The organism is Acidithiobacillus marinus (assembly GCF_002847505.1).
In the GTDB taxonomy this organism is placed as follows: domain Bacteria; phylum Pseudomonadota; class Gammaproteobacteria; order Acidithiobacillales; family Acidithiobacillaceae; genus Acidithiobacillus; species Acidithiobacillus marinus.
The window spans coordinates 171,492-197,627 of record NZ_MXAV01000004.1; the positions used below are offsets into that span (position 1 = coordinate 171,492).

39 protein-coding genes are annotated in these 26,136 nt (G+C 53.7%); 35 read left to right on the forward strand and 4 right to left on the reverse strand.

Going from position 1 to position 26,136, the window contains the following annotated elements:
- The first annotated feature begins 4 nt into the window (after window positions 1-4).
- The 23 genes from rplP (at window position 5) to B1757_RS01580 (ending at window position 10,510) form a co-directional block, all read left to right on the forward strand.
- Window positions 5-421, forward strand: a complete 417-nt coding sequence (rplP, locus tag B1757_RS01470; RefSeq protein WP_101536630.1) for a 50S ribosomal protein L16 — start codon at window positions 5-7, stop codon at window positions 419-421.
- On the forward strand, window positions 418-612 hold the full coding sequence (gene rpmC, locus B1757_RS01475) for a 50S ribosomal protein L29 (protein WP_101536631.1): 195 nt from the start codon (window positions 418-420) through the stop codon (window positions 610-612). Before rplP ends, rpmC begins: the two co-directional genes overlap by 4 nt.
- Window positions 612-887 carry a 30S ribosomal protein S17 gene (gene rpsQ / locus B1757_RS01480; protein WP_101536632.1) on the forward strand — a complete coding sequence of 92 codons (276 nt, stop codon included), beginning with the start codon at window positions 612-614 and terminating at the stop codon, window positions 885-887. Before rpmC ends, rpsQ begins: the two co-directional genes overlap by 1 nt.
- Window positions 884-1,252, forward strand: coding sequence for a 50S ribosomal protein L14 (rplN, locus tag B1757_RS01485; protein ID WP_010639690.1), 369 nt, complete (start codon window positions 884-886; stop codon window positions 1,250-1,252). The genes rpsQ and rplN overlap by 4 nt, the downstream gene beginning before the upstream one ends.
- A gap of 9 nt (window positions 1,253-1,261) precedes the next feature.
- On the forward strand, window positions 1,262-1,582 hold the full coding sequence (gene rplX / locus B1757_RS01490) for a 50S ribosomal protein L24 (protein WP_101536747.1): 321 nt from the start codon (window positions 1,262-1,264) through the stop codon (window positions 1,580-1,582).
- A gap of 14 nt (window positions 1,583-1,596) precedes the next feature.
- Window positions 1,597-2,139, forward strand: a complete 543-nt coding sequence (gene rplE / locus B1757_RS01495) for a 50S ribosomal protein L5 (RefSeq protein WP_101536633.1) — start codon at window positions 1,597-1,599, stop codon at window positions 2,137-2,139.
- Between the two features lie 14 nt (window positions 2,140-2,153).
- The gene (locus tag B1757_RS01500) at window positions 2,154-2,339 is read left to right on the forward strand and encodes a type Z 30S ribosomal protein S14 (protein WP_010639684.1); all 186 of its coding nucleotides are present in this window, start codon (window positions 2,154-2,156) and stop codon (window positions 2,337-2,339) included.
- 9 nt (window positions 2,340-2,348) lie between these two features.
- Entirely contained in the window at window positions 2,349-2,744 is a 396-nt protein-coding gene (gene rpsH, locus B1757_RS01505; RefSeq protein ID WP_101536634.1) for a 30S ribosomal protein S8, read from the forward strand.
- Window positions 2,745-2,757: 13 nt separating this feature from the next.
- On the forward strand, window positions 2,758-3,282 hold the full coding sequence (gene rplF, locus B1757_RS01510; protein ID WP_101536635.1) for a 50S ribosomal protein L6: 525 nt from the start codon (window positions 2,758-2,760) through the stop codon (window positions 3,280-3,282).
- A 20-nt stretch (window positions 3,283-3,302) separates the two neighbouring features.
- Window positions 3,303-3,656, forward strand: a complete 354-nt coding sequence (gene rplR, locus B1757_RS01515; protein ID WP_101536636.1) for a 50S ribosomal protein L18 — start codon at window positions 3,303-3,305, stop codon at window positions 3,654-3,656.
- 14 nt (window positions 3,657-3,670) lie between these two features.
- Complete coding sequence (gene rpsE / locus B1757_RS01520; RefSeq protein ID WP_101536637.1) at window positions 3,671-4,201, forward strand: 30S ribosomal protein S5; 531 nt, start codon at window positions 3,671-3,673, stop codon at window positions 4,199-4,201.
- Window positions 4,194-4,379, forward strand: a complete 186-nt coding sequence (gene rpmD, locus B1757_RS01525) for a 50S ribosomal protein L30 (RefSeq protein ID WP_101536638.1) — start codon at window positions 4,194-4,196, stop codon at window positions 4,377-4,379. The genes rpsE and rpmD overlap by 8 nt, the downstream gene beginning before the upstream one ends.
- Window positions 4,376-4,813, forward strand: coding sequence for a 50S ribosomal protein L15 (gene rplO, locus B1757_RS01530; RefSeq protein WP_101536639.1), 438 nt, complete (start codon window positions 4,376-4,378; stop codon window positions 4,811-4,813). Before rpmD ends, rplO begins: the two co-directional genes overlap by 4 nt.
- Window positions 4,813-6,144 (forward strand): preprotein translocase subunit SecY, encoded by a 1,332-nt coding sequence (gene secY, locus B1757_RS01535; protein WP_101536640.1) that lies wholly within the window; start codon window positions 4,813-4,815, stop codon window positions 6,142-6,144. Before rplO ends, secY begins: the two co-directional genes overlap by 1 nt.
- A gap of 2 nt (window positions 6,145-6,146) precedes the next feature.
- On the forward strand, window positions 6,147-6,803 hold the full coding sequence (locus tag B1757_RS01540; protein ID WP_101536641.1) for an adenylate kinase: 657 nt from the start codon (window positions 6,147-6,149) through the stop codon (window positions 6,801-6,803).
- On the forward strand, window positions 6,804-7,022 hold the full coding sequence (gene infA, locus B1757_RS01545; RefSeq protein WP_010639668.1) for a translation initiation factor IF-1: 219 nt from the start codon (window positions 6,804-6,806) through the stop codon (window positions 7,020-7,022).
- 9 nt (window positions 7,023-7,031) lie between these two features.
- Entirely contained in the window at window positions 7,032-7,145 is a 114-nt protein-coding gene (gene rpmJ / locus B1757_RS01550; RefSeq protein WP_009568281.1) for a 50S ribosomal protein L36, read from the forward strand.
- 59 nt (window positions 7,146-7,204) lie between these two features.
- On the forward strand, window positions 7,205-7,561 hold the full coding sequence (gene rpsM, locus B1757_RS01555; RefSeq protein WP_101536642.1) for a 30S ribosomal protein S13: 357 nt from the start codon (window positions 7,205-7,207) through the stop codon (window positions 7,559-7,561).
- A gap of 17 nt (window positions 7,562-7,578) precedes the next feature.
- Window positions 7,579-7,974 carry a 30S ribosomal protein S11 gene (gene rpsK / locus B1757_RS01560; RefSeq protein WP_010639656.1) on the forward strand — a complete coding sequence of 132 codons (396 nt, stop codon included), beginning with the start codon at window positions 7,579-7,581 and terminating at the stop codon, window positions 7,972-7,974.
- A 20-nt stretch (window positions 7,975-7,994) separates the two neighbouring features.
- A complete protein-coding gene (rpsD, locus tag B1757_RS01565) occupies window positions 7,995-8,621 on the forward strand; it encodes a 30S ribosomal protein S4 (RefSeq protein ID WP_101536643.1) in 627 nt (208 codons plus the stop codon).
- Between the two features lie 22 nt (window positions 8,622-8,643).
- Window positions 8,644-9,660 carry a DNA-directed RNA polymerase subunit alpha gene (locus tag B1757_RS01570; RefSeq protein ID WP_101536644.1) on the forward strand — a complete coding sequence of 339 codons (1,017 nt, stop codon included), beginning with the start codon at window positions 8,644-8,646 and terminating at the stop codon, window positions 9,658-9,660.
- A 29-nt stretch (window positions 9,661-9,689) separates the two neighbouring features.
- Window positions 9,690-10,067, forward strand: a complete 378-nt coding sequence (rplQ, locus tag B1757_RS01575) for a 50S ribosomal protein L17 (protein ID WP_101536645.1) — start codon at window positions 9,690-9,692, stop codon at window positions 10,065-10,067.
- 161 nt (window positions 10,068-10,228) lie between these two features.
- Window positions 10,229-10,510 (forward strand): high-potential iron-sulfur protein, encoded by a 282-nt coding sequence (locus tag B1757_RS01580; protein WP_101536646.1) that lies wholly within the window; start codon window positions 10,229-10,231, stop codon window positions 10,508-10,510.
- A gap of 9 nt (window positions 10,511-10,519) precedes the next feature.
- Here B1757_RS01580 and dut read toward each other — a convergent pair whose 3' ends face one another.
- Together dut and coaBC are read right to left on the reverse strand one after the other, a co-directional pair.
- The gene (gene dut / locus B1757_RS01585; RefSeq protein WP_101536647.1) at window positions 10,520-10,972 is read right to left on the reverse strand and encodes a dUTP diphosphatase; all 453 of its coding nucleotides are present in this window, start codon (window positions 10,970-10,972) and stop codon (window positions 10,520-10,522) included.
- The gene (coaBC, locus tag B1757_RS01590) at window positions 10,944-12,212 is read right to left on the reverse strand and encodes a bifunctional phosphopantothenoylcysteine decarboxylase/phosphopantothenate--cysteine ligase CoaBC (protein WP_172437556.1); all 1,269 of its coding nucleotides are present in this window, start codon (window positions 12,210-12,212) and stop codon (window positions 10,944-10,946) included. The genes dut and coaBC overlap by 29 nt, the downstream gene beginning before the upstream one ends.
- 32 nt (window positions 12,213-12,244) lie before the next feature.
- Here coaBC and radC point away from each other — a divergent pair, with 32 nt between their 5' ends.
- The 7 genes from radC (at window position 12,245) to B1757_RS01625 (ending at window position 16,003) form a co-directional block, all read left to right on the forward strand.
- Complete coding sequence (radC, locus tag B1757_RS01595) at window positions 12,245-12,919, forward strand: RadC family protein (RefSeq protein WP_101536649.1); 675 nt, start codon at window positions 12,245-12,247, stop codon at window positions 12,917-12,919.
- Window positions 12,916-13,284 (forward strand): diacylglycerol kinase, encoded by a 369-nt coding sequence (locus tag B1757_RS01600; RefSeq protein WP_101536650.1) that lies wholly within the window; start codon window positions 12,916-12,918, stop codon window positions 13,282-13,284. Before radC ends, B1757_RS01600 begins: the two co-directional genes overlap by 4 nt.
- 118 nt (window positions 13,285-13,402) lie before the next feature.
- Window positions 13,403-13,756 (forward strand): hypothetical protein, encoded by a 354-nt coding sequence (locus B1757_RS01605; protein ID WP_101536748.1) that lies wholly within the window; start codon window positions 13,403-13,405, stop codon window positions 13,754-13,756.
- Window positions 13,757-13,782: 26 nt separating this feature from the next.
- Complete coding sequence (locus B1757_RS01610) at window positions 13,783-14,145, forward strand: YtxH domain-containing protein (RefSeq protein ID WP_101536651.1); 363 nt, start codon at window positions 13,783-13,785, stop codon at window positions 14,143-14,145.
- 109 nt (window positions 14,146-14,254) lie between these two features.
- Window positions 14,255-14,632, forward strand: coding sequence for a DsrE family protein (locus B1757_RS01615; protein ID WP_010641460.1), 378 nt, complete (start codon window positions 14,255-14,257; stop codon window positions 14,630-14,632).
- A 7-nt stretch (window positions 14,633-14,639) separates the two neighbouring features.
- Window positions 14,640-15,188 carry a hypoxanthine-guanine phosphoribosyltransferase gene (locus B1757_RS01620; RefSeq protein WP_101536652.1) on the forward strand — a complete coding sequence of 183 codons (549 nt, stop codon included), beginning with the start codon at window positions 14,640-14,642 and terminating at the stop codon, window positions 15,186-15,188.
- Window positions 15,188-16,003 carry an S-methyl-5'-thioinosine phosphorylase gene (locus B1757_RS01625; protein WP_101536653.1) on the forward strand — a complete coding sequence of 272 codons (816 nt, stop codon included), beginning with the start codon at window positions 15,188-15,190 and terminating at the stop codon, window positions 16,001-16,003. Before B1757_RS01620 ends, B1757_RS01625 begins: the two co-directional genes overlap by 1 nt.
- 56 nt (window positions 16,004-16,059) lie before the next feature.
- Here B1757_RS01625 and gorA read toward each other — a convergent pair whose 3' ends face one another.
- Together gorA and B1757_RS01635 are read right to left on the reverse strand one after the other, a co-directional pair.
- Window positions 16,060-17,415, reverse strand: coding sequence for a glutathione-disulfide reductase (gene gorA / locus B1757_RS01630; protein WP_101536654.1), 1,356 nt, complete (start codon window positions 17,413-17,415; stop codon window positions 16,060-16,062).
- A 102-nt stretch (window positions 17,416-17,517) separates the two neighbouring features.
- Window positions 17,518-18,258: a glutathione peroxidase gene (locus tag B1757_RS01635; RefSeq protein WP_101536655.1), complete on the reverse strand. Its 741-nt coding sequence runs from the start codon at window positions 18,256-18,258 to the stop codon at window positions 17,518-17,520.
- Between the two features lie 422 nt (window positions 18,259-18,680).
- Here B1757_RS01635 and B1757_RS01640 point away from each other — a divergent pair, with 422 nt between their 5' ends.
- From B1757_RS01640 to B1757_RS01660, 5 genes are all read left to right on the forward strand, one after another.
- A complete protein-coding gene (locus B1757_RS01640) occupies window positions 18,681-19,652 on the forward strand; it encodes a LysR family transcriptional regulator (protein WP_101536656.1) in 972 nt (323 codons plus the stop codon).
- 170 nt (window positions 19,653-19,822) lie between these two features.
- Window positions 19,823-20,800, forward strand: a complete 978-nt coding sequence (locus tag B1757_RS01645) for an SDR family oxidoreductase (protein ID WP_101536657.1) — start codon at window positions 19,823-19,825, stop codon at window positions 20,798-20,800.
- A gap of 74 nt (window positions 20,801-20,874) precedes the next feature.
- Window positions 20,875-21,816, forward strand: coding sequence for an AraC family transcriptional regulator (locus B1757_RS01650; protein ID WP_101536658.1), 942 nt, complete (start codon window positions 20,875-20,877; stop codon window positions 21,814-21,816).
- Window positions 21,817-22,031: 215 nt separating this feature from the next.
- Window positions 22,032-23,726, forward strand: coding sequence for a proton-conducting transporter transmembrane domain-containing protein (locus tag B1757_RS01655; protein WP_101536659.1), 1,695 nt, complete (start codon window positions 22,032-22,034; stop codon window positions 23,724-23,726).
- Window positions 23,719-26,130, forward strand: coding sequence for a YbcC family protein (locus B1757_RS01660; protein ID WP_101536660.1), 2,412 nt, complete (start codon window positions 23,719-23,721; stop codon window positions 26,128-26,130). The genes B1757_RS01655 and B1757_RS01660 overlap by 8 nt, the downstream gene beginning before the upstream one ends.
- Window positions 26,131-26,136: the final 6 nt, after the last annotated feature.

The following is a 26,136-nucleotide window of genomic DNA, read 5'->3' on the forward strand; positions in this document are numbered from 1 at the left end:
TCTGATGCTGCAGCCTAAACGTACGAAGTTTCGGAAACAACATAAAGGACGCAATCGCGGAATGGCGACGCGTGGCAACAAGGTCAGCTTTGGTGAGTTTGGCCTTAAGGCAGTTGGCCGTGGCCGTATTACTGCCCGTCAGCTGGAAGCGGCGCGTCGTGCTATCAGTCGTCATGTGAAACGTGGTGGACGCATTTGGATTCGTATTTTCCCGGATAAACCGATCAGTAAAAAACCGGCTGAAGTCCGTATGGGTAAGGGAAAAGGTAATCCGGAATATTGGGTCGCGCTGATCCAGCCAGGAAAAATGCTGTATGAAATGGAAGGTGTCAGTGAGGAAGTTGCACGCGAAGCATTTGCTTTGGGAGCAGCCAAACTTCCGGTGCAGACCGTATTTGTGAGTCGGCGGGTGATGGGATGAAAGCACAAGAAATACATAAGATGGATCTGGCGGGTTGCCAGGCTGAGCTGATGCTGTTGTTGGAGGAGCAATTCAAGCTTCGGATGCAGCATGCCACTGGCCAATTAGCTAAGACCACGCGTTTGCGGACTGTGCGCAGAGATATTGCCCGGGTGCGGACAGTAATAAGTGCCAAGAAGGGAGTGCAATAATGAGTGAATCAAAAAATCCCCGCAGTCTTGTCGGCACGGTAGTCAGTGATCGAATGGATAAGACCATTGTGGTGTTGGTAGAGAGACGCATACAGCACCCTCTCTATAAAAAATATATTCGTCGCTCCAAAAAATTTCATGCTCATGACGCAGATAATAGCTGTCACATTGGCGACACGGTAAAAATTGAAGAATGTCGGCCTTTATCCAAGACCAAAAGCTGGCGTCTGGTCAATGTCCTCAGTCAGGGCATTCGTGAAGGAGATAACGCATGATACAGATGCAGACCCGGTTGAGCGTTGCAGATAATAGTGGTGCGCGCGAAGTCATGTGTATCAAGGTTCTGGGTGGTTCGCATCGGCGCTATGCGGATATTGGCGACGTTATTAAAGTCAGTATCAAGGATGCGGTCCCGAGGGGAAAAGTCAAAAAGGGTGATGTCTACAATGCGTTGGTGGTTCGTACGCGGAAAGGCGTCCGTCGTGAAGATGGTTCTCTTATTCGCTTCGATACCAATGCTGCGGTACTGCTGAATAATCAGCTGCAGCCTATAGGCACCCGTATCTTTGGCCCTGTGACCCGTGAATTGCGCGGGGCAAATTTCATGAAAATTATTTCATTAGCGCCTGAAGTGCTGTAGGGGATGACCATGGTGAAGTTACGTAAGGATGACGAGGTCGTGATTCTGGCGGGAAAAGACAAAGGCAAACGTGGTAAGGTGCTTAAAGTCCTTCGCAAAGAGTCCCGTGTTTTGGTTGAGAAGGTGAACATGATCAAACGTCACGTGCGTCCTGATCGTATGGGCAAGCCGGGTGGTATTGTTGAGAAAGAAGCACCTTTGCACATTTCCAATGTAGCTGTATTCAATGCCACTGCTGGCACTGCTGACAGGATAGGATATAAAGTCCTGGAAGGTGAACGCAAGGTTCGGGTGTTCAAAAGCAACGGCGAAGTTATCAGCGGCCGTTAAGGGTAAAATATAAAATGGAAGCACGTTTGCATACTTTGTACAAAAGCGCCATCGCACCCAAGCTGATGCAGGATTTCGGTTATCAAAGCGTGATGGAAGTTCCCAAAATCCAAAAAATCACCTTGAACATGGGTGTGGGTGAAGCAGTCGGGGACAAAAAGATTCTAGAGGCTGCGGTTGGTGATATGACCAAGATCGCGGGTCAAAAACCAGTAGTTACCCGCGCACGCAAATCAGTGGCCGCTTTCAAGATTCGTGACGGCTACCCCATCGGTTGCATGGTGACTCTGCGTGGTATGGTTATGTATGAATTTCTGGATCGCCTGGTGACCGTGGCTATTCCCCGGATTCGCGATTTTCGTGGTCTCTCACCCAAGTCCTTTGATGGTCGTGGTAATTACACCCTGGGTGTGAAAGAACAGATCATATTCCCGGAAATTGAATATGATAAAATTGATCGTTTGCGCGGGTTGGACGTGGTGTTCACTACCACCGCCAAGAATGATGAAGAGGGCCTTGGGCTGTTAAAAGCCTTCAAGATGCCCTTCCGGTCTTGAAGGGAGTTTGACGCGTGGCAAAAAAATCATTGATTGCAAAGTCCGAAAGGACCCCCAAGTTTAAGGTGCGTGCGTACCACCGTTGCAAATTGTGCGGACGTTCACGTGGTTACTATCGGAAGTTTGGTCTTTGCCGTTTGTGCTTGCGTAAGCATGCTTCGGCGGGTTCGATTCCCGGTATTGTTAAAGCGAGTTGGTGAGGAAACACGATGAGCGTAACGGACCCTATTGCTGATATGCTTACGCGCATTCGTAATGCGCAACAAGTCAACAAGGCAAAAGTATTAATTCCAGCTTCAAAACTGAAACGGGCTATTGCTCGGGTTCTGGTAGAAGAAGGGTATGTAAGCGATTTCCGCGAGGAAACACTGGATGGACATCCCGTGTTGAATTTGACACTCAAATATTATGCCGGTTCGGGCGTGATTGCCGAGATCCGGCGGGTAAGTCGACCGGGTGTACGGATTTATCGGGGCGCTGAAGAACTTCCCAGAGTTCGGGATGGCTTCGGAATTGCCATTATTTCCACATCACAGGGCATCATGACTGATCGTGCGGCGCGTAGCGCCGGGATTGGTGGTGAAGTACTCTGTGTGGTTTCTTAAGAGGGGATGAGGCATGTCTCGAGTAGGGAAACAACCAGTAATACTACCCAAGGGCGTGGATGTGCGCATTGACAACCAGCATTTGCATGTTAAAGGCCCCAAAGGGCAAATGACCACGCCTTTTCATCCCAGTGTCAGCCTCCAGGTAGAAGACGGGATTGCGACCTTGGAGTGGACCGAGGGTCATAATGCGTTTGGTGGGACCATGCGTGCATTGCTAAACAATATGGTACACGGCGTTTCAGTCGGTTTCGAGCAGAAGCTCGAAATTATTGGTGTGGGTTATCGGGCTCAGGCAAAAGGCAAGACCTTGAGTTTAAGTCTCGGTTTTTCGCATCCAGTGGATTATCCTGTTCCTGAAGATATTACGATTGAAACGCCTACACAAACGGAAATCGTGATCAAGGGCATCGATAAACAGAAAATTGGTCAAATTGCCGCTGACATCCGCGCCTACCGACCCCCGGAACCCTATAAGGGCAAAGGTGTGCGTTATGCTGGTGAAAATGTCCGTCGTAAAGAAGCCAAGAAAAAATAATGGTTGAGGCAGGTTAAATCATGAATAAAAATTTATCTAGACTCCGTCGTGCTCGGAAAACTCGTGCCCGGATCGCTTCGCAGGCCAAGCCCAGACTTTGCGTTTTCCGTTCGGGAAAACATATTTACGCGCAAGTTATAGACGATTCCAAAGGGATTGTCATTGCCCAGGCATCGAGCGTTGAAGGTGAAGTTCGGGCGACCATGCCGCGTGGGGCGGATGTGGCTGCTGCTGTGACTATTGGTCAACGTGTGGCTGCCAAAGCATTGGCTGCGGGTGTTAAAGAAGTTGCTTTTGACCGAAGCGGTTATCGTTATCATGGTCGGGTGCGAGCCCTGGCTGACGCCGCCCGTGAGGGCGGATTGTCGTTCTGACGGAGATCTGAAAAATGGCAAGGGAAAATCGGGATAATCAACCCAGCGATGGTATGCAGGAGAAGTTGATCCATATCAATCGTGTGTCCAAAGTGGTCAAAGGCGGTCGACAATTCGGTTTTGCGGCGTTGATGGTGGTGGGTGATGGTGATGGTAAGGTTGGCTTTGGTCGTGGTAAGGCCAAGGAAGTGCCAGCCGGTATCCAGAAGGCCACAGATCAAGCCCGTCGTTGGATGACACAAATCCCCTTGATGCGCGGCGGTACCATTCCGTATCCCGTCGAAGGTCGTCATGGCGCTGCTCGGGTAATGTTGCGTCCCGCTCCCGAAGGTAGTGGCGTCATAGCTGGGGGCGCCATGCGTGCCGTATGTGAAGCGGTTGGTTTGCGCAACGTCGTAGCCAAGTCCTTGGGCTCTAATAATCCCATCAACGTGGTGCGTGCGACCTTTGATGCATTTAATCAACTTTCCAGCCCTCAGGCCATTGCCATGAAACGTGGCAAGAGTCTCAAGGAAATTCTTGGTGATGGAGGTCACGATGAGTAAACAATTACGCATCACGCTGGTAAAAAGTTTAATTGGCGTGACTGAAAAACATCGTCGGGTGATCACTGGTCTTGGTTTGCGTCGGACCAATCATACGGTTGAACGTCCAGATACGCCTGAAATCCGTGGCATGGTGAACAAAGTGCCTTATCTTTTGCGCTGGGAAGAGTTGTCATGAAACTAAACACGATTGCGCCAGCAGAAGGTGCTAAAAAAGATCGTCGCCGTGTTGGTCGCGGTATTGGCAGTGGTCTTGGCAAAACTGCCGGACGGGGTCATAAGGGCCAGCATGCCCGTTCTGGTGGCTACCATAAGGTGGGTTTTGAGGGCGGACAAATGCCCTTGCAGCGCCGCATTCCGAAAAGAGGATTTCGGAATACCTTGGGGGCGAGAAGTTGTGAGGTTACCTTGACCCAATTGCAAAATGCCGCCATTGACGGCGTGGTCAATATGGAAGCACTGATCCTGCGCCGTATAGTGCGCGGTAGCCCCGATGTGGTGAAGGTCATTATGACTGGAGAACTCGACCAAGCCATTACAGTTCGTGGTTTACGGGTGACTGCGGGTGCCAAGGCCGTTATTGAAAGTGCTGGTGGAAAGGTCGAAGAATAATGGCCGGGTTACGTAATATCGCAGGCGCCGCACAAGGTGCTGGTAAGATCAATGAATTACGTAACCGCATTCTTTTTTTGCTGGGTGCCTTACTGGTGTTCCGGATTGGAGCCCATATTCCGGTTCCGGGTATTGATCCTGCGGCTATGGCCTCTTTTTTCAATGCACAAAGGGGCACCATCCTGGGCATGTTCAACATGTTCTCAGGTGGTGCTTTGTCGCGTCTTACGGTTTTTGCGCTGGGAATCATGCCCTATATCAGTGCTTCAATTATTTTTCAGTTGGCTGGTTCGGTTTTCCCCAAGCTCGAAGAACTGAAAAAAGAAGGGGAATCCGGTCGCCGTAAAATTACCGAATACACGCGTTATGCCACTGTGGGCCTGGCTCTGATGCAAGGCCTTGGTATTGCTGTGGCCATTGAAAAGATGCACGCCGGCCATGTGCCCGTGGTTATTGATCCGGGTCCTTTGTTTTTGTTTACCACCACGATTTCATTGGCTTGCGGAACCGTATTCCTGATGTGGATTGGAGAGCAGATTACCGAGCGTGGAATTGGTAACGGTATCTCTTTGATCATTTTTGCCGGGATTGTAGCGGGTTTGCCTGATGCCATTGGTACAACCTTCGAATTGATGCAAACAGGACAGTTTCAACCTCTTTTTGTAGTCGCTCTCTTTGTGCTGGCACTGCTGGTAACGGCCTTCGTGGTGTTTATGGAAAGCGCACAAAGGCGATTGCCAATTCAGTATGCCAAGCGGCAGGTTGGCCGCAAGATTTATGGTGGGCAAAGTACCCATATGCCTCTCAAGGTCAATATGAGTGGTGTTATTCCGCCCATATTCGCTACCAGTATTCTGTTGCTACCAGCCACCCTTTCCGGTTGGTTTGCGCATGTGCCAGGAATGGAATGGCTGGCGCGTTTCGGTCAGGCCTTGAGTCCCGGATCTGCACTGTATGTGGTGGTCTTTACGACAGCCATTGTGTTTTTTGCCTTCTTTTATACGGCGATGGTTTTCAATCCCCGGGATACGGCTGACAATCTCAAGAAATCGGGAGCTTTTGTACCGGGTATTCGTCCTGGTGAACATACGGCCCGGTACATGGACAAGATCTTGACTCGCCTGACCCTCTGGGGGGCTATTTATCTGACCTTGGTGTGCTTGTTACCCGAGTTTCTCATCGTGGAATATAATGTACCTTTTTATTTGGGCGGTACCAGCCTCTTGATTGTGGTAGTAGTCATGATGGATCTTATGGGTCAGATTCAGAGTCACCTCTTAACCCATCAATATGAAGGCTTGATTCGCAAAAACCCACTGGGCGGACGTTAAGCTTGGCCAAACATATTATTTTTCTGGGGGCTCCTGGAGCAGGTAAAGGGACGCAGGCTCAACGTCTGTCTCAATATTTACACTTGCCTCATGTCTCTACGGGTGATATGCTCCGCGCCTCTGTTCAGTCTGGCAGTGAAATTGGTCGACGTGCAGCTGCAGTGATGGATTCAGGCGCTTTGGTCAGCGATGATATCATCATGGATATTGTCGCCGAACGCTTGACTTTAGAAGATGCTCTGGCGGGTGTGATTTTTGACGGATTTCCGCGGACTGTTCATCAGGCGAATGCGCTGGATGCCTTGTTAGAGCGCGGTGGGAGTCAGATTTCTGCGGTGCTGCATATCGCTCTTGACGATGAAGAGATTGTAGAGCGACTTTCTGGAAGGCGTGTCTGTTCCGGGTGTGGGGCCATCTATCATGTGCTGTATCACCCTGCCCAGACCAGTGGTAAGTGTGATATTTGCGGTGCTGATGTGGTTCAACGGGAAGATGATCATCCAGATGTAATCAGAAAACGGTTGGCTGTTTATGAAGCTGAAACAGCCCCCTTGGTGGCTTATTATCACGATCGTCCTGCCTATCACCGTATTGATGGTCATGGTGAGACAGATGTGGTTTTTGCCAGAATCGTGGAAGCGGTGAGGGATAAGGATTAGATGTCGAAAGAAGATACTCTGGAAATGCAGGGTGAGGTCATTGAAAACTTGCCAAGTGCCACCTTCAAGGTGCGACTCGAAAATGGTTATGTGGTCAATGCCCATATATCTGGCAAAATGCGAATGCATTATATCCGCATTTTGCCAGGTGATAAGGTGACTGTAGAAATGACGCCCTATGATTTAACCAAGGGTCGCATTATATATCGTGCCAAATAGGGGAATGTGATGAAAGTCAGGGCGTCTGTAAAAAAATTATGTCGTAATTGTAAGATTGTTCGTCGAAACGGCGTTGTAAGGGTTATTTGTGTGGAGCCCCGTCACAAACAGCGTCAAGGTTAAGGCGGCTAAATTTATCAGTCTGTGGGCTTGTCCCACTTGGTCTTTTGGAGGAGTTGCGGATGGCCCGCATTGCTGGTGTAAATATTCCAAACAACAAGCAAATTGAAATTGCCTTGACCTATATTTACGGGATTGGCAGAAACCGTTCGCAACGTATTTTGACTGCGGCGGAGATTGCTTTTGACATGCGCGTCAAGGACATCAGCGAACCGGAGCTGGAACGCATTCGTGCCGAGGTGGCCAAGTTTCTGGTTGAAGGTGATCTTCGTCGTGAGGTCACCATGAACATCAAACGCTTGATGGATCTCGGTTGCTATCGGGGCATACGGCATCGCCGTGGGCTCCCGGTTCATGGGCAACGCACCAAGACGAACGCACGGACTCGTAAAGGTCCTGCCAAATCGATCACACGTTAACTAGGAAGATTCCGGTAATGGCGAAAACACAGACAAACTCCCGCGTGCGGAAGAAAGTAAAGAAGAACGTGCTCGACGGGGTCGCGCATATTTATGCATCCTTTAATAATACCATCATTACCATCAGCGATCGTCAGGGTAATGTTTTGACTTGGGCGAGTTCTGGTGGTTCGGGTTTCCGCGGATCGCGTAAAAGTACTCCCTTTGCCGCTCAGGTGGCAGCGGAAAACGCTGGGAAAAAAGCGCAGGAATATGGTGTCAAGAATCTGGATGTAGAAGTGCGTGGCCCCGGACCAGGTCGGGAAAGTACGGTTCGGGCATTGCATTCTATCGGCTTTCGCATTGCGAGTATTCGCGACGTCACGCCGATTCCTCATAACGGCTGCCGTCCGCCTAAAAAGCGGCGTGTATAAATTTTAGGTGGAGGTTGTTAGTGGCTAAATATACGGGTCCCAGTTGTCGTTTATGTCGCCGTGAAGGTGGCAAGCTTTTTTTGAAAGGCGAAAAGTGCTTTTCGGATAAGTGTCCGGTAAGTATTCGCGCCTATGCGCCGGGTCAACATGGTCAGCGCCGGGGAAGAGTCAGTGAGTACGGCGGTCAGCTGCGTGAAAAGCAGAAAATTCGCCGGATTTATGGTGTTCTGGAAGGGCAGTTCCGCCGCTATTTTGAGCAGGCGAGTCAAAAGCGTGGCGTTACCGGTGAAATCCTCTTGCGTTTGCTGGAGCTTCGTCTGGACAATGTGGCCTATCGTCTCGGTTTTGGTGCTTCTCGTGCTGAAGCACGGCAGGTGGTTCGTCATGGTCATGTGCTCGTAAATGGTCGTCGTGTCGATATTCCTTCTTACCAGGTGCGGGCCGGAGATGTGGTGAGTGTAGCCGAGTCAGCCCGTCAGCATGTGCGCATTGTCTCTGCGGTTGAAGCGGCAGGCGGTCGGGGTTTTCCGGAATGGGTGAGTATGGATGCCGCATCGCTGAGTGCCACCATCAAAGCCATGCCAGCGCGTGAAGATATCGCACCGGATTTGAACGAACAGGTCGTCGTGGAGTTGTACTCTAAGTAAGACCGGGGGTTGAGGAAAGCTTATGACTGATGTTGGTGATCTGTTGCGCCCCCAGGGCGTAGATATTGAAGAAATTTCTGCACGTCGTGCGCGTCTGTCTTTGGGCCCTCTGGAACGTGGTTTCGGTCACACCTTGGGCAGTGCCTTACGTCGCATTCTGCTTTCCTCTCTCAAGGGGGCTGCGGTGACCGAGGTAGAGATTGAAGGCGTTCTGCATGAATATTCAAGTATTGAAGGGGTGCAGGAAGATGTTGTAGATATTCTGCTTAACCTGAAAATGCTTGCGGTTCGTTCCCAAGGACGCAGTGATGTTCAGGTGAAGCTGCAGAAACGGGGACCGGGAATGATGACCGGTGCGGATATTGTTTCCGAGCACGGTATTGAAGTGGCCAATCCTGATCAAGTCATTGCTACCCTGACCCGGGACGTGGAGCTGGTTCTGCATCTACGCATTGATGAAGGTCGGGGATATGATGCCGCCGCCAGTCGTCGCCATAATCACGAAAAGCGCATCGGGGTGATGGCCCTGGATGCCAGCTTCAGCCCGGTTTTGAAGGTCAGCTATCAGGTTGAAAGTGCCCGTGTGGAACAGCGGACGGATCTGGATCGTTTAGTACTGGATGTGGAGACCAATGGAGTGGTTGATCCGGTGTGGGCGGTTCAGGAGGCTGCACGTATTCTTCGTAGTCAATTGGGTGTGCTCGCCGGCGCTGAAAATCAGCAAGCTCCCGAAGCCTCGCAGGCCCAGAGTGGGCAGGATCAGATGCCACTGCTGGTGCGTCCGGTAGATGATCTGGAACTGACCGTGCGCTCTGCCAATTGTCTCAAGGCAGAGGATATATTTTACATTGGTGATCTGGTCCAAAAATCCGAGCAGGAGCTATTGAAAGCCCCCAATCTCGGCAAAAAGTCACTCACCGAAATCAAGGAAGTGCTGGTGGCCCATGGTCTCAGTCTGGGTATGCGTATCGAGAACTGGCCTCCGGAAAACCTGCCTCCGGTCGCCGGGCGCAGCGCAGACGTTGATGCCAACGGCTAATGTTCAGAATTTGGTAGAAGGAATGGGTTATGCGTCATCGCAAAAGTGGTAAGCAATTAAATAGAAATAGCAGCCATCGGCAAGCCATGTTTGCCAATATGATGGTGTCCTTGTTTCACCATGAGCGTATTGTGACCACGCTCCCTAAAGCAAAGGAACTGCGGCGTTTTGCGGAGCCCATGATCACCTTGGCCAAGGAAGCTACGGTTGCTCGGCGGCGTCTCGCTTTCTCCCGTTTGCGTGATCGTCAGGCGGTGGTCAAGCTTTTTGATGATCTGGGCCCCCATTATGCAGCGCGTCCCGGTGGCTATCTACGGATCGTCAAATATGGTTTCCGGGCAGGTGACAATGCCCCTCTGGCCATTGTTGAGCTGGTGGATCGTCAGGCAGCAGCTGAAGCTTCCTGATCTCCTAGCTGTGCGACAAGCTCCTGGAACCGGCCAGTGACCTCAGTCCTGGCCGGTTTTGTTTGGTTCCTGGTCTTTTTCTGCTACACATTCAACATCACTTTGTACTATATTGGTGAGGTATCGCTTTTCTGGCGATATGCAACCAAAAGGAGTGATGTATGCAGAAGTTCACCCGTCGTGAATGGTTCAAATCCAGTGGGAAGGTGGTCATTGCCGCAGCCGTGGCGCCTGCGGTGCTGGCTAACGTGGCCGAAGCTGCAACCAGCAAGGCTACACAGGCATCGGTACAATATGTGACGCACCCCAATGGCAAGGAAATGTGCAGCAATTGCAAGTTCTTCATTCCCGGGGCCAAGCCCAATGAAGATGGAGCCTGCAAAGTGGTCGCCGGTAAAATCAGTCCGCGCGGTTACTGCGCTGTTTATATGCCCAAAAAATAATCTGAGCGCTTACTGCTGTCCGGTACTGCCGAAACCGGCACTACCTCTTTCGGTGGCAGCAAAGGTTTCAACCACCAGAATTTTCGGCCGGATGACGGGGACCAGTACCATCTGCGCGACCCGTTCTCCGGGTTCGATGATGATGGCTTCCTGCCCGCGATTCCACAGGGACATTTTGACCGGCCCCTGATAATCCGCATCAATGACCCCGGTAAGATTACCTAACACCAGTCCGCGATGACCGAGTCCCGAACGTGGGAGTAATAATGCGGTGACTCCGGGATCCGCGATATGCATGGCAAAACCTGCGGATATGAGTTCCACGGTGTTCGGTAACAGATGTAAAGGGGCTTCCAGGCAGGCCCGTAAATCCATGCCGGCAGCGTCTTCACTAGCATAATGTGGAAGTGGCCATAACTTGCCGATGCGCGGATCAAGAATGCGAATTTGTAACTGTTCCATGGTGCTCGGTAACCTTTAAAGCGAAGTGATTTTCTGCGATATGGCGGATCAGGTGCCTGGCCAGGTCGATTTTGCTGCAGGTCGGGATTTCGGTCAGATCTGATCCCTCAATAATGCTACAGGCATTGCTCTCAGCACCCATTCCCGTCTCGTTGTGGCTGATGTCATTGACTACTATGATATCTGCGCCTTTCTGCGCGGCTTTGTTGCGTGCTGATGCGAGATGATCCCGGGTTTCCGCCGCGAACGCGACGATGACACGCGGGCGCAGGGCGTGCTGATTGACGGTGGACACAATATCTGGATTGACGATTAAGGTCAGCGATTCAGACAGGGCTGTTTTGGGTAGTTTCTGCGTGCTTTGCAGTGCCGGGCGATGGTCGGCTACAGCGGCGTTGGCAATAAATAAATCTGTGGGAGTTGCCAATGCCCGCAGGGTGGCTTCGAGCATTTCCTGGGCAGAAGTGACATTTACCCGTAATACGCCCGGAGGGGTTGCTTCTTGGCTGGGGCCGCTGATGAGCTGCACCTGGGCACCCGCTTCGGCGCAGGCCTGGGCCAGGGCGAAGCCTTGCTTGCCACTGGCGCGATTGCTGAGGCCCCGGGCTGGATCCAGGCTTTCCCAGGTTGGTCCTGCAGTGATGAGTATCTGTTTACCGGCGAGCATTTTCGGCGCCAAGGCCAGATGTAGTTGCGCGACAATCTGTTCCGGTTCCAGCATGCGTCCCGCACCCTCTTCACCGCAGGCCAGAGCGCCAGCCTCCGGCCCGAGAAGCTGCACCCCATATTCGCAGAGTTGCCGCGCATGCGCCTGGGTAGCAGGATGTGCCCACATGCTGGCATTCATGGCTGGAGCCAGAAAAACCGGCGCCCGGGTTACCAGCAACAGGGTGCTGAGCAGATCATCGCCGAGGCCCAATGCAAAGCGGGCCAGGCTGTGAGCGGATGCCGGGGCGACGACAACGGCGTCCGGCCAGCGCGCCAGACGAATATGATCCATGGCCGCTTCTTCTTCGGCGGCAAACAAATCCTGACGCACCGGATAGCCACTCAGCGCCTGTAATGTGATGGGGGTGACAAACTGGCCCGCACTGCGGGTCATCACCACCCTTACTTCGGCGCCCAGCCGGGTCAGCGCACGGACGAGTTCCGGGCTTTTATAGGCGGCGATGCTGCCACAAATTCCCAGTAGAATTCGTTTGCCAGCCAAGGGTTCCGTCGTGTTGAATAGAGTACTCATGATAATCCCAGTGTAAGGGAAGGAGGGAGCAAATGGCTATTACTGATTGGCCGGTGGACGAGCGTCCCCGGGAGAGGTTGCTACAGCAAGGCGCCCAGAGCTTGTCGGATGCCGAATTACTGGCGATTTTCTTGCGGGTTGGCGTGGTTGGGAAGAGCGCGGTGGATGTATCCCGGGAATTGTTGCAGGGCTTTGGCGGGCTGCGCGCCTTGTTGACGGCAAGCCGTGACCAGTTTTGTGCTTATCATGGCATGGGCGATGCGAAATATGCTTTACTGCAGGCGGTATTGGAGATGGGGCGCCGACATCTGGCAGAAGAATGGCAAAGGGGTGGCTGTCTGGATTCACCACAACGAGTGCGCCAGTATTTGTCGGCCAGTTTGCGTGATCGCTGCCGGGAAATATTCGCTGTGATTTTTCTGGATAACCGACATCGGGTTATAAAGTGGGAAGAAATGTTTTCGGGGACCATTGATGGAGCAACGGTACATATTCGGGAAATCCTCAAGCGAGCCTTGGAATTGAATGCGGCCGCTTTGATCGTCGCCCATAACCACCCCTCCGGGGTGGCAGAGCCCAGCTCTGCGGACCTGGCGTTGACCCGAAGGCTGGAAAGTGCCATGCAATTGTTGGATCTGCGCTTGCTGGACCATTTTATTGTGGGTGATGGGGAGCCCTTGTCCCTGCGTGAGCAGGGTGGCTGGTGAATAAAAACCAGCCCATCTGGCGACGTGCCCGTTACGGCCTCCACGGACTGGGTATAGCCGCCCGGGAAGAAGCCAGTTTCCGTGCGGAATTATGGGCATTATCCGGCACTGTGGTGGTTTTGATATGGGTACATGCTTCGCTGATGTGGTGGGGAATGGCGCTGCTGCTCATGGCCATGTTGATGGCAGCAGAATTATTGAATACGGCTTTGGAGTCCCTGGCTGATCTGGTTAGCCCTGAATTTCATCCCCTGGTAGCTCGCGCCAAGGATTGCGGAGCTGCAGCAGTGTTCGTGTTGAGCAGTGCCGGCGTTATCTTGTTACTATTGTTGTTGTGGCAGCATTTCCACAGCAGCAGCGGATAAGAGGGGAAGTATTTTACCCGGCGGGCCGTTACTGCCTATAATGGTTCTATATGGTGGCCGGGCTGATATTTATGGTTGTCGACAGCTTGTCACGCGTTTTCAAGTGCTGGGAGGAAGTATGGGTATTGACGCAGGTATTACCGTTATTGCCGTCGTCATGATCATTATTTTGCTGATCATTGCGGTGACTGCGGGCGTGTTTATCCGCACCTTCCTGCGCCTGGAAAGATTGCTGGCTCGCGCCGAACAGGATGTCGGCCCGCTCCTTTTCGAGCTTAAGTCGGCATTGGCAGACATCAAGAAAATGACCCAGGTCGGTCGGGCACAAATGAGCAGGGTGGATTCCACGATGAAATATCTCAGTCGGGAAATTATGGAAACTACCGAAACCCTGGTTCAGCCAGTGCAGGAGCTCGGTATGTGGTACCGGGCGTTGCGCACCGGCTGGCGCTATTTTTCACGAAAACGGTAAAGCCGGAAACGGCGAGGAGAAAGGCCATGAGAAACGCGGAAGGTTTTGTAGTGGGTATTCTGGTTGGAGCAGTGGGCGCTTTGCTGTTGGCCCCTGCCAGTGGTGCAGAAACCCGCCAGGAATTACGCAGAGCCATGGATAAGGGTAAAGAGCGCTTTTACAACCTCGAATCATTGGCTGAAGAACGTATTGCTGTGCTGATTGACGAAATTCAGGAAAAAACCGCCAGGCTGATGGATGCCGGTGGTGATCTGATGGAGTCCAAGCGCGAGGATCTACTGGAGGCTATTCAGGTCGCCAAGCGGGCACTGGCTGAAGAAAGAGATATTCTCACCCGCAGTACCCGTACCCGTCGTGAAATTTTGCTGGAAGAGGAAGAAGACGTCTAAGCGCAGCGCCTGGAATGCGTGACTTTTTATGGTGTAATCAATCATTTCATGGTGCGGTGGCGGATTGGGACGGCTATGATGTGCAGGCCGAATTTTTAAGGAGATACAGATGGCTGATAAATTGTTGATGGTTATGGTAAACACCGATCCTTCCAATCCCCAGGAGCTGGGTGCACCTTTCTTCCAGGCGACTGTAGCTGCTGCCATGGATTTTGATGTGGAAGTGGTGCTGACCGCTCGCGCTGGTGAATTGGCCAAAAAGGGTGTGGCCGAAAAAATGTTCGTAATGCCCGGCAGCCCCAAGAGTGTCTATGATTTTATCAAGGATGCCCATGAAGCGGGCGTGAAGTTCTTTGTTTGTACTCCCACCCTCGAACTGTGGGATTGCACCAAGGAAGACCTGATTCCTGAAGTATCTGACGTAGTCGGTGGCGCTTATGTAATCGAGCAGGCCATGGACGACGACGTGGTCACCTTTACCTATTGATGCCAAGATGACACCGACCCATTTGGGACCCGCTGAGCACCTGTTCAGTGCGGAAGAGGTGGAAGCGGCCATCCAGAGGATGGCCGTTGCCATTAATAAAGACCTTGAACATCTGACGCCCCATCGCCCGATTGTCCTGCTCTGTGTATTGACCGGTGCGATTGTGGTGGTAGGGCAACTCATGCCCCATTTGCATTTTCCCATGACCCTGGATTGTGTGCAGGTCAGTCGTTATGGCTCGGAAACCAGTGGTGGTGAATTACAGTGGCGCACCCGTCCCAAGGAATCTCTCGCGGGCGCTATCGTGTTACTGGTGGATGATATTCTTGATGAGGGTATCACCCTCAAATCCATTCAGGATTTTTGCATGGACGAAGGGGCCGTCGCCGTTCATACAGCGGTGATGGTAAGCAAGATACGGCCGCGTTCTGTCGATCTGCAGGTAGATTATGTGGGCCTGGAAGTCCCCGATCGCTTCGTATTTGGTTATGGCCTGGATGCCCGAGGGCTGGGACGTAATGCCCCCGGCATTTTTGTGCTCCCGGAGGATCACTGATGGGTGTGGTCGGCATTATTGGCGGCAGTGGTTTAACCCGGCTTAACAATCTGCAGATTCGCAATCGCCGGGTGGTGCGGACGCCTTTCGGCGAAGCTTCCGGCCCCCTGACTTTTGGGGATCTGGGTGGACAGGAAGTGGTTTTTCTGGCTCGGCATGGATATGGGCACACCATTCCCCCGCATCGGGTGAATTATCGGGCCAATATCTGGGCCTTGCACCATGTGGGCGTGACGCACGTCATTGCGGTGGCGGCGGTGGGTGGCATCAGTGAAGCGATGCAATCCGGTGTCATTTGCGTGCCGGATCAGTTGATTGATTATACTAGTGGACGCCCCGGCACCTTTTTTGAAGGGGGCGAAAGCATGGTGGTACATATTGATTTTTCCGAGCCCTATTGTCGAAGTATTCGCGAGCGCCTGCTGCAGGGAGCAAAAGTGTCGGATGTCGCAGCGCTGGATGGGGCCACCTATGCAGCAACTCAGGGTCCTCGCCTGGAAACCATCGCCGAAATACGGCGCATTGAAAGAGATGGCGGGGACATTGTCGGGATGACCGGCGCCCCGGAAGCAGTTTTGGCGCGGGAAATCGGCTTGTGTTATGCGCCCTTGTCTCTGGTCGTCAATCCGGCGGCAGGTAAGTCCAGTGAGCCCATTACCATGGAAGCCATTGATGCGGTAATGCATGAGGGTATGGAAAGAGTGCGGTCGATACTGGCCAGTACGGTTCCCCTTCTGGCCGATTGCCCCCAGTGTGATTGCGGCCTTTCTGTGGGGCCGGAAGCCCTCAAACACCTGCACAGCCGGCGCAAGTAACAGACTGCTTATACTTATACAGTCATGTTGCCTGCGCGGCCCGCTCGGGTGAGCGATCAGCGCAAAGTGACCAGTTCTTCGGAGCTGGTAGGATGGATGGCAATGGTGTCATCAAAATCCCGCTTGCAGGCCCCCATGCGCAGAGCTACGGCAAATCCCTGCAACATTTCATCGACGCCATCACCAATGGCATGCAGGCCGACAATTTTTTCCTCCCGGCCGACCGTTACCAGTTTCATGGCGGTTTTTTCCGGCTCTTCGGAAAATGCGCGCAGCATGGGGGTGAAGCGGGTCTGGTAAACCTTGACGGACTCGTCCCCGTATTGTTCCCGGGCGGCGGTCTCACTCATTCCTACAGTAGCAATGGGCGGGTGACTGAAAATCACCGTCGGCACCAGTGAACTATCCAGATGACGGTCGGCTTGCTGGTTAAACAAACGATCTGCCAGTCGGCGCCCGGCAGCAATGGCTACGGGGGTCAGAGCGGGGGCTCTGGTCACATCACCCAGGGCATAAATGCCGGAGCTGGTGGTGTTCTGAAAGGTGTCAACAGGAATAAATCCCTGGGCGTCCTGCTGGATATCGACACTCTCAAGCCCCAGATCGCTGCTGTTGGGTTGTCTGCCAATAGCCCAAATGACCGTATCCAGACCGCCCAGGCAGTCGCCATCCTGAAAATGCAGGCATAAACCATCTTCCCGTTGCTCCAGTGCGCGGACCTGACGCTGGGCAAGCAGGTTGATTCCCTGATGGAGCATGGCGTCCATGAGATGTTCGCGGAGCATGGGCTCAAAGTCGTTGAGAAAATGATGGCGGCGCATGACCAGGGAAACATCACTGCCCAGGGCATGGAGAACACCGGCTAGCTCCACAGCAATATAACCTGCCCCGACAATAGCGACGCAGCGTGGCTTTTGTTTCAGCGCAAAAAAACCATCCGAAGTGATGCCCAGTTCGGCGCCGGGAATATCCGGCCACATTGGTTGACCACCGGTAGCAATGAGAATATGCGCTGCCTGCAGAATCTGGCCATCGACTTCTACCTGATGCGCCCCATGCAGACGAGCGTGACCCCGCAGCAAGGTGACGTCATTGCCATTCAAGCCCTGGGCATAGCGGCCATTCAGGCGATGAATATAGGCATCTCTTCGGGCCTTGAGCTGTTCCCAATGAAAATCCGGCGCGACTGGAGTAAAGCCGTATTCTTCGGCCATACGCATCTGTTCTGCCAGATGCGCGGCATTCCAGAATATTTTTTTGGGGACACAACCGACATTGACGCAGGTGCCTCCCAGCGGGCCTTCGGCGATCAGGGCGGTTCTGGCCCCATACTGGGCAGCGCGGTTGGCAGTGGCGATACCGCCACTACCGCCGCCAATCACAATCAAATCATAGGGTGGTTGGTGGTCCATCAACTGTCATCCTTTTGTGCTGGCAAGTATTGTCTTGCCGGGCGGATTATATACGCGTGTGAAGCGTCGTATCCGGAGAATACGACGCTGGTTAGCTCTGAGTTATTTGCGGAGGTATTTTTCCAGATCATCCGCCCCGCCGATATGGCGTCCTCCTATAAATACCTGGGGAACTGTCGAACGGCCACTGACTGCACGAATGCTGCGAGAACTGATTCCAGTCCCCATCCCCGTATGGATTTCTTCAAAAACCAGATTCCGCTCTTTCAGCAACGCCTTGGCCCGGGCGCAGTGAGGGCAACCCTCGCGAGTAAAGACCGTGATGAACTCCGGATCCCGAGCCTCAGGATTGATGTAACGGAGCATGGTGTCGGCGTCGGAGACTTCAAAAGGATCACCGGGCTTGTCGGGTTCGATGAACATTTTTTCAATGATCCCATCTTTAACCAGCATGGAATAACGCCATGAACGCTTGCCAAAACCCAGATCACTTTTGTCGACCAGCATGCCCATGCCCTGGGTAAATTCACCGTTACCATCCGGCACCAGGTGTATGTTTTCCACACCCAGTTCTTTGGCCCAGGCATCCATCACAAAGGCATCATTGACCGAAAAACAGAGGATATCATCCACGCCGTTTTCGTGGAAAGTCGGAGCCAGCTCGTTATAACGGGGCAGGTGGCTGGAAGAGCAGGTGGGCGTGTAAGCACCCGGTAACGAAAACACGATGACGGTTTTCCCCTTGAAAATCTGGTCACTGGTGACATCGCGCCACTGGTTGTCTACGCGGGTACGAAAAGTTGCTTGAGGAACATGTTTGCCTTCCATACTGGTTAGTTTCATCACTGAATCTCCTTGCGGTGGTGGAATAGAGGAAGATATATCACAGTTCTGTAATATACACTGAATAATAATAGAACATATCTAAATCAAATGCAAGGGCTTGGAGTTCCATTTTCTTCCCATGAACCCGCACCGTGCGGCAGGGTTCTCTGCACCCCGAGGAAGTACTGTGGTAGGCCCCATTGACTAGGACAGTCTGTTGGGGGCCTATCGACTACTCGGAAGCCGTGAGGTCGCATCATGCATGGAGGCGCGAAAAACATGCTGAGCATGGCGACTCTTCCAGCGTGGATGAAAGCGGCAATGCGGCGGAGTATATCGGGAAAATATCCAGCCACATGCTTGGCAACAATGCATGAATACCGGTAGATTGCTCTGATGCTCTCTCTACTCGACTCAGCCGCCACATATCCAGAGAAACCATGACGCAAAACCTGCATTCTCTTTCACGGCATGTGACCTTTCGTCAGATGCAGATATTTGCGGCCATCATCCGTACCGGGAGTTTTACGGAAGCCGCCGACGAGCTTTTCCTGGCGCAGCCCACCATCTCGCTGCAAATGAAGAAATTGGGGGAGGCCATTGGTCTGCCTTTGTTCGAAAAAATGGGGAAGACCATCCGGCCGACGGGGGCTGGAGAGGACTTGTATGCGGCTTGTCGGGATTTATTCCGCACTTTTGAAGACCTCGAGGCGCAAATCGCCGATCGCAAGGGTATCCGCCGGGGAAAATTACGTCTGGGGGTGGTGACAACGGCCAAATATATTGCTCCCGAGTTGCTGGCGGCTTTTGGTGGGCAGTTTCCGGGCATTGAATTCAGTATGAAAGTCAGTAATCGTGATGAGATTATCCAACGCATCCAAAACGGCGAGGATGATCTGTATGTGATGGGGCAGGTACCCGATGACGAAGTCGATGTGGAGTCAGTTCCTTTTGCCTTGAATCCGCTCACGGTCATGGTCCCGCGTGGACACCCATTGACCCGCCTGGAAAAACCTGTATCGCTGGCGGCCATCTCCAAGGCGCCTTTTCTGATTCGCGAGTCGGGCTCGGGGACGCGCCATGCCTACCTGAGATTGTTCGCGGAAAAAAACCTGCGGCCCCATATTGTCATGGAACTGAGCAGTAACGAGGCGATCAAGCATGCGGTGGCCAGTGGCCTCGGGGTATCCATTCTTTCCATCCACTCCCTGGCGCTGGAGGGGACTGGTGGTCCCATCGAGGTGCTGGAGGCAGAGGACTTTCCTATCTTGCGCCAATGGTTTCTGGTGTATCCCAAGGGTAAACATTTGTCGTCTACGGCACAGAAGTTCCTGGACTTTTCCGTTTCCCAGGAGCAATTCATTACCGACCGACTGCTGCATCTGTGGCCCGAGTTGCGTCATCATCTCTGAATTTACATGAAGGTGGTGAACGGCTTTCTGGCAGAAGAGGGTCTGTGCGTCGTAGTCAGAGCGGTATGAAACTGGACGATCGCAAAAAAACTTCGGAGTCTGACACATGGTGACTACGGACATGGCTGCGTATATTTTCTGATTTCCAGGGTCATCGAAGGAATCTCAGCATGCGTGTATTTGTGACCGGTGCGACCGGTTTTATTGGCAGGGCGGTTGTGCGGGAGTTGCAGGAAAATGGCCACCATGTGACTGGACTGGCCCGCTCCAGGCAGGCGGCTACGTTGCTGCGAAAGCAGGGAGTAGAGCCGCAGCAGGGCCATCTGGCTGACCTTGAGAGTCTGCGTACCGCAGCGGCACGCAGCGATGGCGTGATCCACCTGGCTTTTATACATGGCTTATCCCATGCTTCCTGGCGTAACCGCCTGTATATATTGGCGGGTGGCGTGCCGGGTGGCATTGTGGGACGCTTTCTGAAAGTGGTGACTGACGCCGATCGTCGTGCCATAGATGCGCTGAGCGCTGCCTTGCAAGGTTCAGAACGTCCGTTGGTGGCTACGTTTGGGACTTTGGGTATGGCCGCTACTGGTGTCATGCGAGGCTTGCCTGCACTGGAGGCAGATAAGCCCGATCCAGCTTCACCGGGTTATGGTCGCGCAATCACCGAGTCGGTTCTTGAAGCTTGGGCGATGCGAGGCGTGCGCACATCCATGGTGCGGCTGTCCCCCTCTGTGCACGGTATGGGCGATAACGGTCTGGTGCGGCAGATAATTCTGACGGCGCGTAAAAAAAAGGAAATGGCGTTTGTGGGCGATGGCTGTAATCGCTGGCCGGCTATACACCATGACGACGCGGCAAAATTGTTTCGGCTGGCGCTGGAAAAAGGCAGCGCTGGAGCCCGATATCACGGTGTCGCCGAGGAGGGTATTATGATGCGTGATATTGCTGGCGTGATTGGGCAGCGACTGGATTTGCCGGTCCGCTCCATGACCCCCGAAGAAGCACTGAAACACTATGGTTGGCTGGGCGCGTTTATTGCGCTGGACAACCCCAGCTCTAGCCTCTGGACGCGCGAGCAGATGGACTGGCAACCGCGTGGGCCGTCCCTGCTTGATGACCTTGAGAACTGTGATTATTTCCGCGACTGATCTGGCATGGCTTACAAGGGGATGCGCTGCAAACTTTAACTTTATCAACCGGGCTCAATACCTCAAGGCAATCCATGGACCCTCTTTCGGATATGTTGTCTCTGCTCCGGCCGCGAAGCTACGCCTCTCGTGGTCTTAATGTTGCCGGCCGATGGGCATTGGATTTTCCTCCTGGTCCGGGCATCAAGTGCTATGCCCTGACTACCGGGCGTTGTTGGTTATGGGTGGAGGGAGTAGATCCACCTCTGGCGCTGACGGCTGGCGACTGTGTGCTGTTGCCACGCGATTGTGCATTCCGCTTCGGCAGTGATGCAGAGGCACCTGCACAGGACGTCATGGATCTGATTTCCGGCATCCAGATGGGAGCTGTGGTCACGCTCAATGGTGGTGGAGACTGCAGCGGGGTCGGGGGATATTTCGAATTTGTGGATCCACAGGCAAAAATTTTGCTCGGCCTCTTGCCGCCCGTTATTCAGGTGCGCGAAGAATCAGACCGGGTCGCTCTGCAGCAATCTATAGAACGACTGATGCAGGAGCTGCGTGAACCGCAGCCCGGTAGTGATCTGCTGGCTAACCATCTCGCGCAGGTGCTGTTGATTCAGGCTTTGCGGTTGTTCTTGGCGCATCATTCCGGGCAGGAGACCGGTTGGTTATTCGCCATGGCCGACCGTCATATCGGTGCGGCACTGGTTGCCCTGCATGCGGATCCGGGGCGCCACTGGAACCTGTTGACCTTAGCAAAACATGTAGGCATGTCCCGTTCCAACTTTGCAGCCCGCTTCAAAAATATCGTTGGTGATACACCGATGGAATATCTGACGCGCTGGCGCATGTTGCTTGCTGCGGATCGACTTGCACGCGGTCATGAGTCTGTTTCCGTTATCGCCTGCGCACTGGGTTACGAATCCGAAAGCGCCTTCAACGTGGCCTTTAAGCGGGTCATGGGTTGTCCGCCGGGACGGTATGCGCGGGAGCGATCTACGGATTTGTCGTTGGTAACCCGGTTTCATCCGTAGCACAAAAGCGGCGAAGTGTGGCGCCTGAATTTGAAATTTTCCTTCCATGCAAGCATTACCTGCTTTATTCCACCGCATTTTCCCGGTTGCTGAGGAGTGAACCTGAGCTAATTATTTATTTATATAAATCACAAAAATTTATAAAATAAATTAGAATAAATATTTATATCCCGTTATTGTCTCTCCCGATCCCCTGATCCTTGGAGGCAACAAAAATGCAGATACTCCCTACCCCCTGGTTGGCCGGCGCATTGCTGGCACTCATGCCTGTCGGGCTGATTGTAATGGCGCTTCCGGGTGTGCGGGCCACCCGGCAATCGGCCCTTACTACCCGTAACCGGGTCCGTTGGACGGCTGTTTTTACCCTGATGCTGGCTTTGGCCGCTGACTTGTTTTTTGCCCTGGGCGCGCGCAATAGCCTGCTTCTGATAAATATACCGCTGTCCGTTTTGCACTTCGATTTTCCACTCTCCATAATGGTTGATCCCTTGACCTTGATCCTGGCAAGCCTGGTGTCCTTTGTGTTGGTGATGATTGCCCAATACAGTGTGGCCTATCTGGACGGTGATCCGCAGCAGGCCCGGTTTTTCCGGCTTCTGTCTTTTACGGGCGGGTTTTTTCTCCTGACGGTCATCTCCGGGAACATCGGATTATTTACCCTGGCCATCATTGCCGTAGGCTTCAGTGTCAATCGTCTGCTCAGATTTTATGGGGATCGTCCCAAGGCCATCATGGCTGCCCACAAAAAGTCCTTGTTCACAAGGACGGCGGATCTTTGTCTGGTGGCCGCTACTCTGTTGATCGGACACAGCGTGGGAAGCCTCCAGTTTGTGGCCATCCGCAGTTTCGTCGAACAGGCAGGAAGTATACCCATGTCCTTGCAGGTGGCTGCCTGGCTGATCGTTGCGGCGGTGTTTTTGAAGAGCGCGCATTTCCCGGCCCATGGCTGGTTGATCCAGGTCATGGAGGCCCCCACCCCGGTGTCTGCCTTGATGCATGCGGGTATTGTGTATAGCGGGGCCATTGTCGCGCTGCGCACGAGTGCACTGTTGATCCGGGTACCTGATGCCCTGCTTTTATTGGGATTAGCGGGTTTGACCACGGTCATGATCGCTTCTCTGGTGATGACCACCCAGACTTCCATCAAATCCATGCTGGCCTGGTCTACCACGGCCCAACTGGGTTTCATGTCTCTGGAACTGGGTTTGGGGCTTTTCCCGTTGGCGCTGCTGCACTTGGTGGGACACTCCTTGTATAAGGCACACGCTTTTCTTTCGTCGGGCAGTATTACCGATCAGTTGCGGCAAGTGCCTGCAGGTGCCAAGAAGAAAGCGAGTTTTCCGGTCTGGATTATGGCTACGGTCCTGGGACTGCTGATCTCAGCAGGGGGTGCCTGGCTCTTTGGAGAAAATCCCTTGGTGGAACCCGCGTGGATTGCCCTGGTGCTGATCATTGCTGCCGCTATATCGCAAATTTTGATCAAAGGCTTTCTGTTTAATTCGGCTGTGGATCGCATCGTGTCCGTACTGGTGGCGGTAGCCATGGGATTGATTTATCTGGTGCTGCACACCTTGTTCGTGTGGGGCTTTAGTGCCGACCTGACCAGTGCCATGCCCGTCGTATCGGGCGCATATATGGTGTTGGTGGGATTGACGGCAGTGGGTTTCCTGTTCCTGAGTTTCATGCAGGGCCCCGGACACATGGTTCTGCCGAAAAAAGTCCAGTGGGCTTTGTTTACTTATCTCTACAACGGCTTGTATACCGATTACTGGGTAGAGCAGTTTTCCCACCGTTTCTGGTCGGAGCGGGTCAGCGTCAAGCTGCCGCGCAAGAATCTCGCCGTGGAGTCTTTGCAATCGGTGGCACGTAATCAGGAATCCATGACTATGAAGGAGGTGACCAGTGAGTAACAATGTTCTGGAAAATACGGAAGTGCTCTGTGAGCGGGTGATTCGGCGGATTGCACCGCTCTGGCCTCTGGATAGTTATGTAGCGGTCAATCCCTACTGGGGTTTCGCGGATACCCCCTTCTGTCAGGTGACGGCCGATCTGGAGGGCAGTGTGGGTGAGCGTCTGGTCATGGATCGGCGCTGGTATGCGGATTTATTGCAAACCGGCAAGCTGGATATAGTGGACATCCAGCGCGCTGCCGACGATCTGGGCTTGTCTGCCGATGAGGAAGAATGGCGGAATTATCTCCAGGAAACCCCGGAAACGCCCATGCGTCTGCCGCGCTTGCCGGAACTGATGGATCGTCAGGGACATGCTTCCATCTCTCAGTATGTGGTGGAGCAAATCAGCCACTTTCTGGCCGCTTATTATGACCGTGGGCAGTCCTTCTGGTCCTTTCCCAAGGATCCTGAGCTGGGGCTGTTCGGCAGCTGGCGGCAGTACACCTTGCTCGATCATAGTCTCAGTCCCATGGGCCTGAAGAAGATTCGTGCACCTTTGCTGGCTTTGTCTGCGGAACCTGAGCAGGCCCGGGTCTGGGCCATGCAGACCTTGAACATACCCCAAGGGGAGGAGGAGGCTTACCTGCTGGTTTTGCTCAAGTCCATTGGCGGCTGGGCGAGCTGGTGCCGATATTTGCTGTGGCAGGCAGAGCTGCAGGGAGGAGCAGATCAGGATCTGCTCGATCTGCTGACCATCCGGATGACCTGGGAGGCGATGCTGCGCCAGAGTGCCAGTCCGAAAGTAGTGGAGCGCTGGCAGCGGCAACTCCGCGCCTGGTCGCAAGATGACAAAAAGGTGGACCGCGACAATGCCCAGCGTGGTGAGGTGCTGCTGCGTGCTACGGAAATCGCTTACCGCCGTCAGGTGGCGGCGCGTATTCGCCAGCGCCCATCACGAAAGGCCAGCGCCCCACAAACTCAGGTGCAGGCAGCATTTTGCATTGACGTGCGCTCGGAGGTATTCCGCCGCCATCTGGAAGGGGTGATGCCTAGCCTGGAAACCATCGGTTTCGCCGGGTTTTTCGGGGTGTTGCTGGATTATCAGCGGCAGGGGGATCTGGTACCCAGGACCCAGTCCCCGGTATTGCTCAACCCCGCAGTGCATGTCCACGAGGCGGCTCCGGAAGCGGTCACTACCCGGCGTTTTCGGCGCCTGCGCCGGGGGGCGACTTGGAAGCAGTTCAAGCTTTCGGCGGCATCCTGTTTCTCTTTTGTGGAGACGGCCGGAATCTCCTATGTGGCTCGTCTGCTGGCCGATACCCTGGCCTGGCACCGGCCATCGCTGCCACCCGACGATGCGGGGCTTTCCACGAACGAAAGGGTGGCGTTGCTCTGCGCATTGCCGGCCTCTCTGAGTCTGGATGAGCGTGTCAAGATGGCCGAGTTCATTCTGACGGGCCTGGGCCTGACTCAAGAGGTGGCTCCCATTGTACTGTTGGTGGGGCATGGTAGTTCTACGACCAACAATCCCCACCGTGCGGGTCTGGATTGTGGTGCCTGTGCCGGGCAAACGGGCGAGGTCAATGCCAAGGCAGCGGCCCAGCTGCTCAACGACCGGCAGATTCGTACGGCGCTGGTGGAAAAGGGCTGGACGCTAAACCCAGAGACCTGTTTTGTACCGGCACTGCACGATACCACTACGGATCGGGTAGAGATTTTGGGGACAGTGAGCGACTACCAGGTGGATGCTTCACTTTTCAGAGAGGTACAGGATGCCTTGGACAAAGCTGCTAATCTTACCCGGCTGGAAAGAATGCTGCGCCTGGAGCCGGATTTGCAGGACCCTGATACGGTTAGTCGGAATATGACTTTCCGTGGGCGCGACTGGTCGCAGGTGCGTCCCGAATGGGCGTTGGCAGGTAACGCTGCCTTCATTGCCGCGCCCCGCTGGCGGACGCGGAAGATGAATCTGGCAGGGAGAGCTTTCCTCCATGATTACGATGCCAGCAAGGATGCGGATTTCAGTCTCCTGAATCTGATCATGACGGCCCCCCTGGTGGTCGCCAACTGGATCAATCTGCAATATTACGGCTCTATTGTGGATAACCAGCGGCAGGGTTGCGGTAACAAGGTCCTGCACAATGTGGTGGGTGGCACCATCGGGGTGCTGGAGGGCAATGGTGGCGACCTGCGCGTGGGGCTATCGGAGCAGTCCCTGCGCGACAGCAGCAGTATTTTGCAGCATGAGCCTTTGCGCTTGTCGGCTTTCATCGAGGCGCCGACGGAAGCGATGGACGCCATCATTGCAAAAAATGCGGTACTCGACCAACTGGTCAATAACCGCTGGCTGACCATTATCCAGATCGCTCCTGAGGGTCAGCTTTTGGAGCGCCGTGGCGAAGGTGTCTGGAAGAGTATCTAGTTGTAC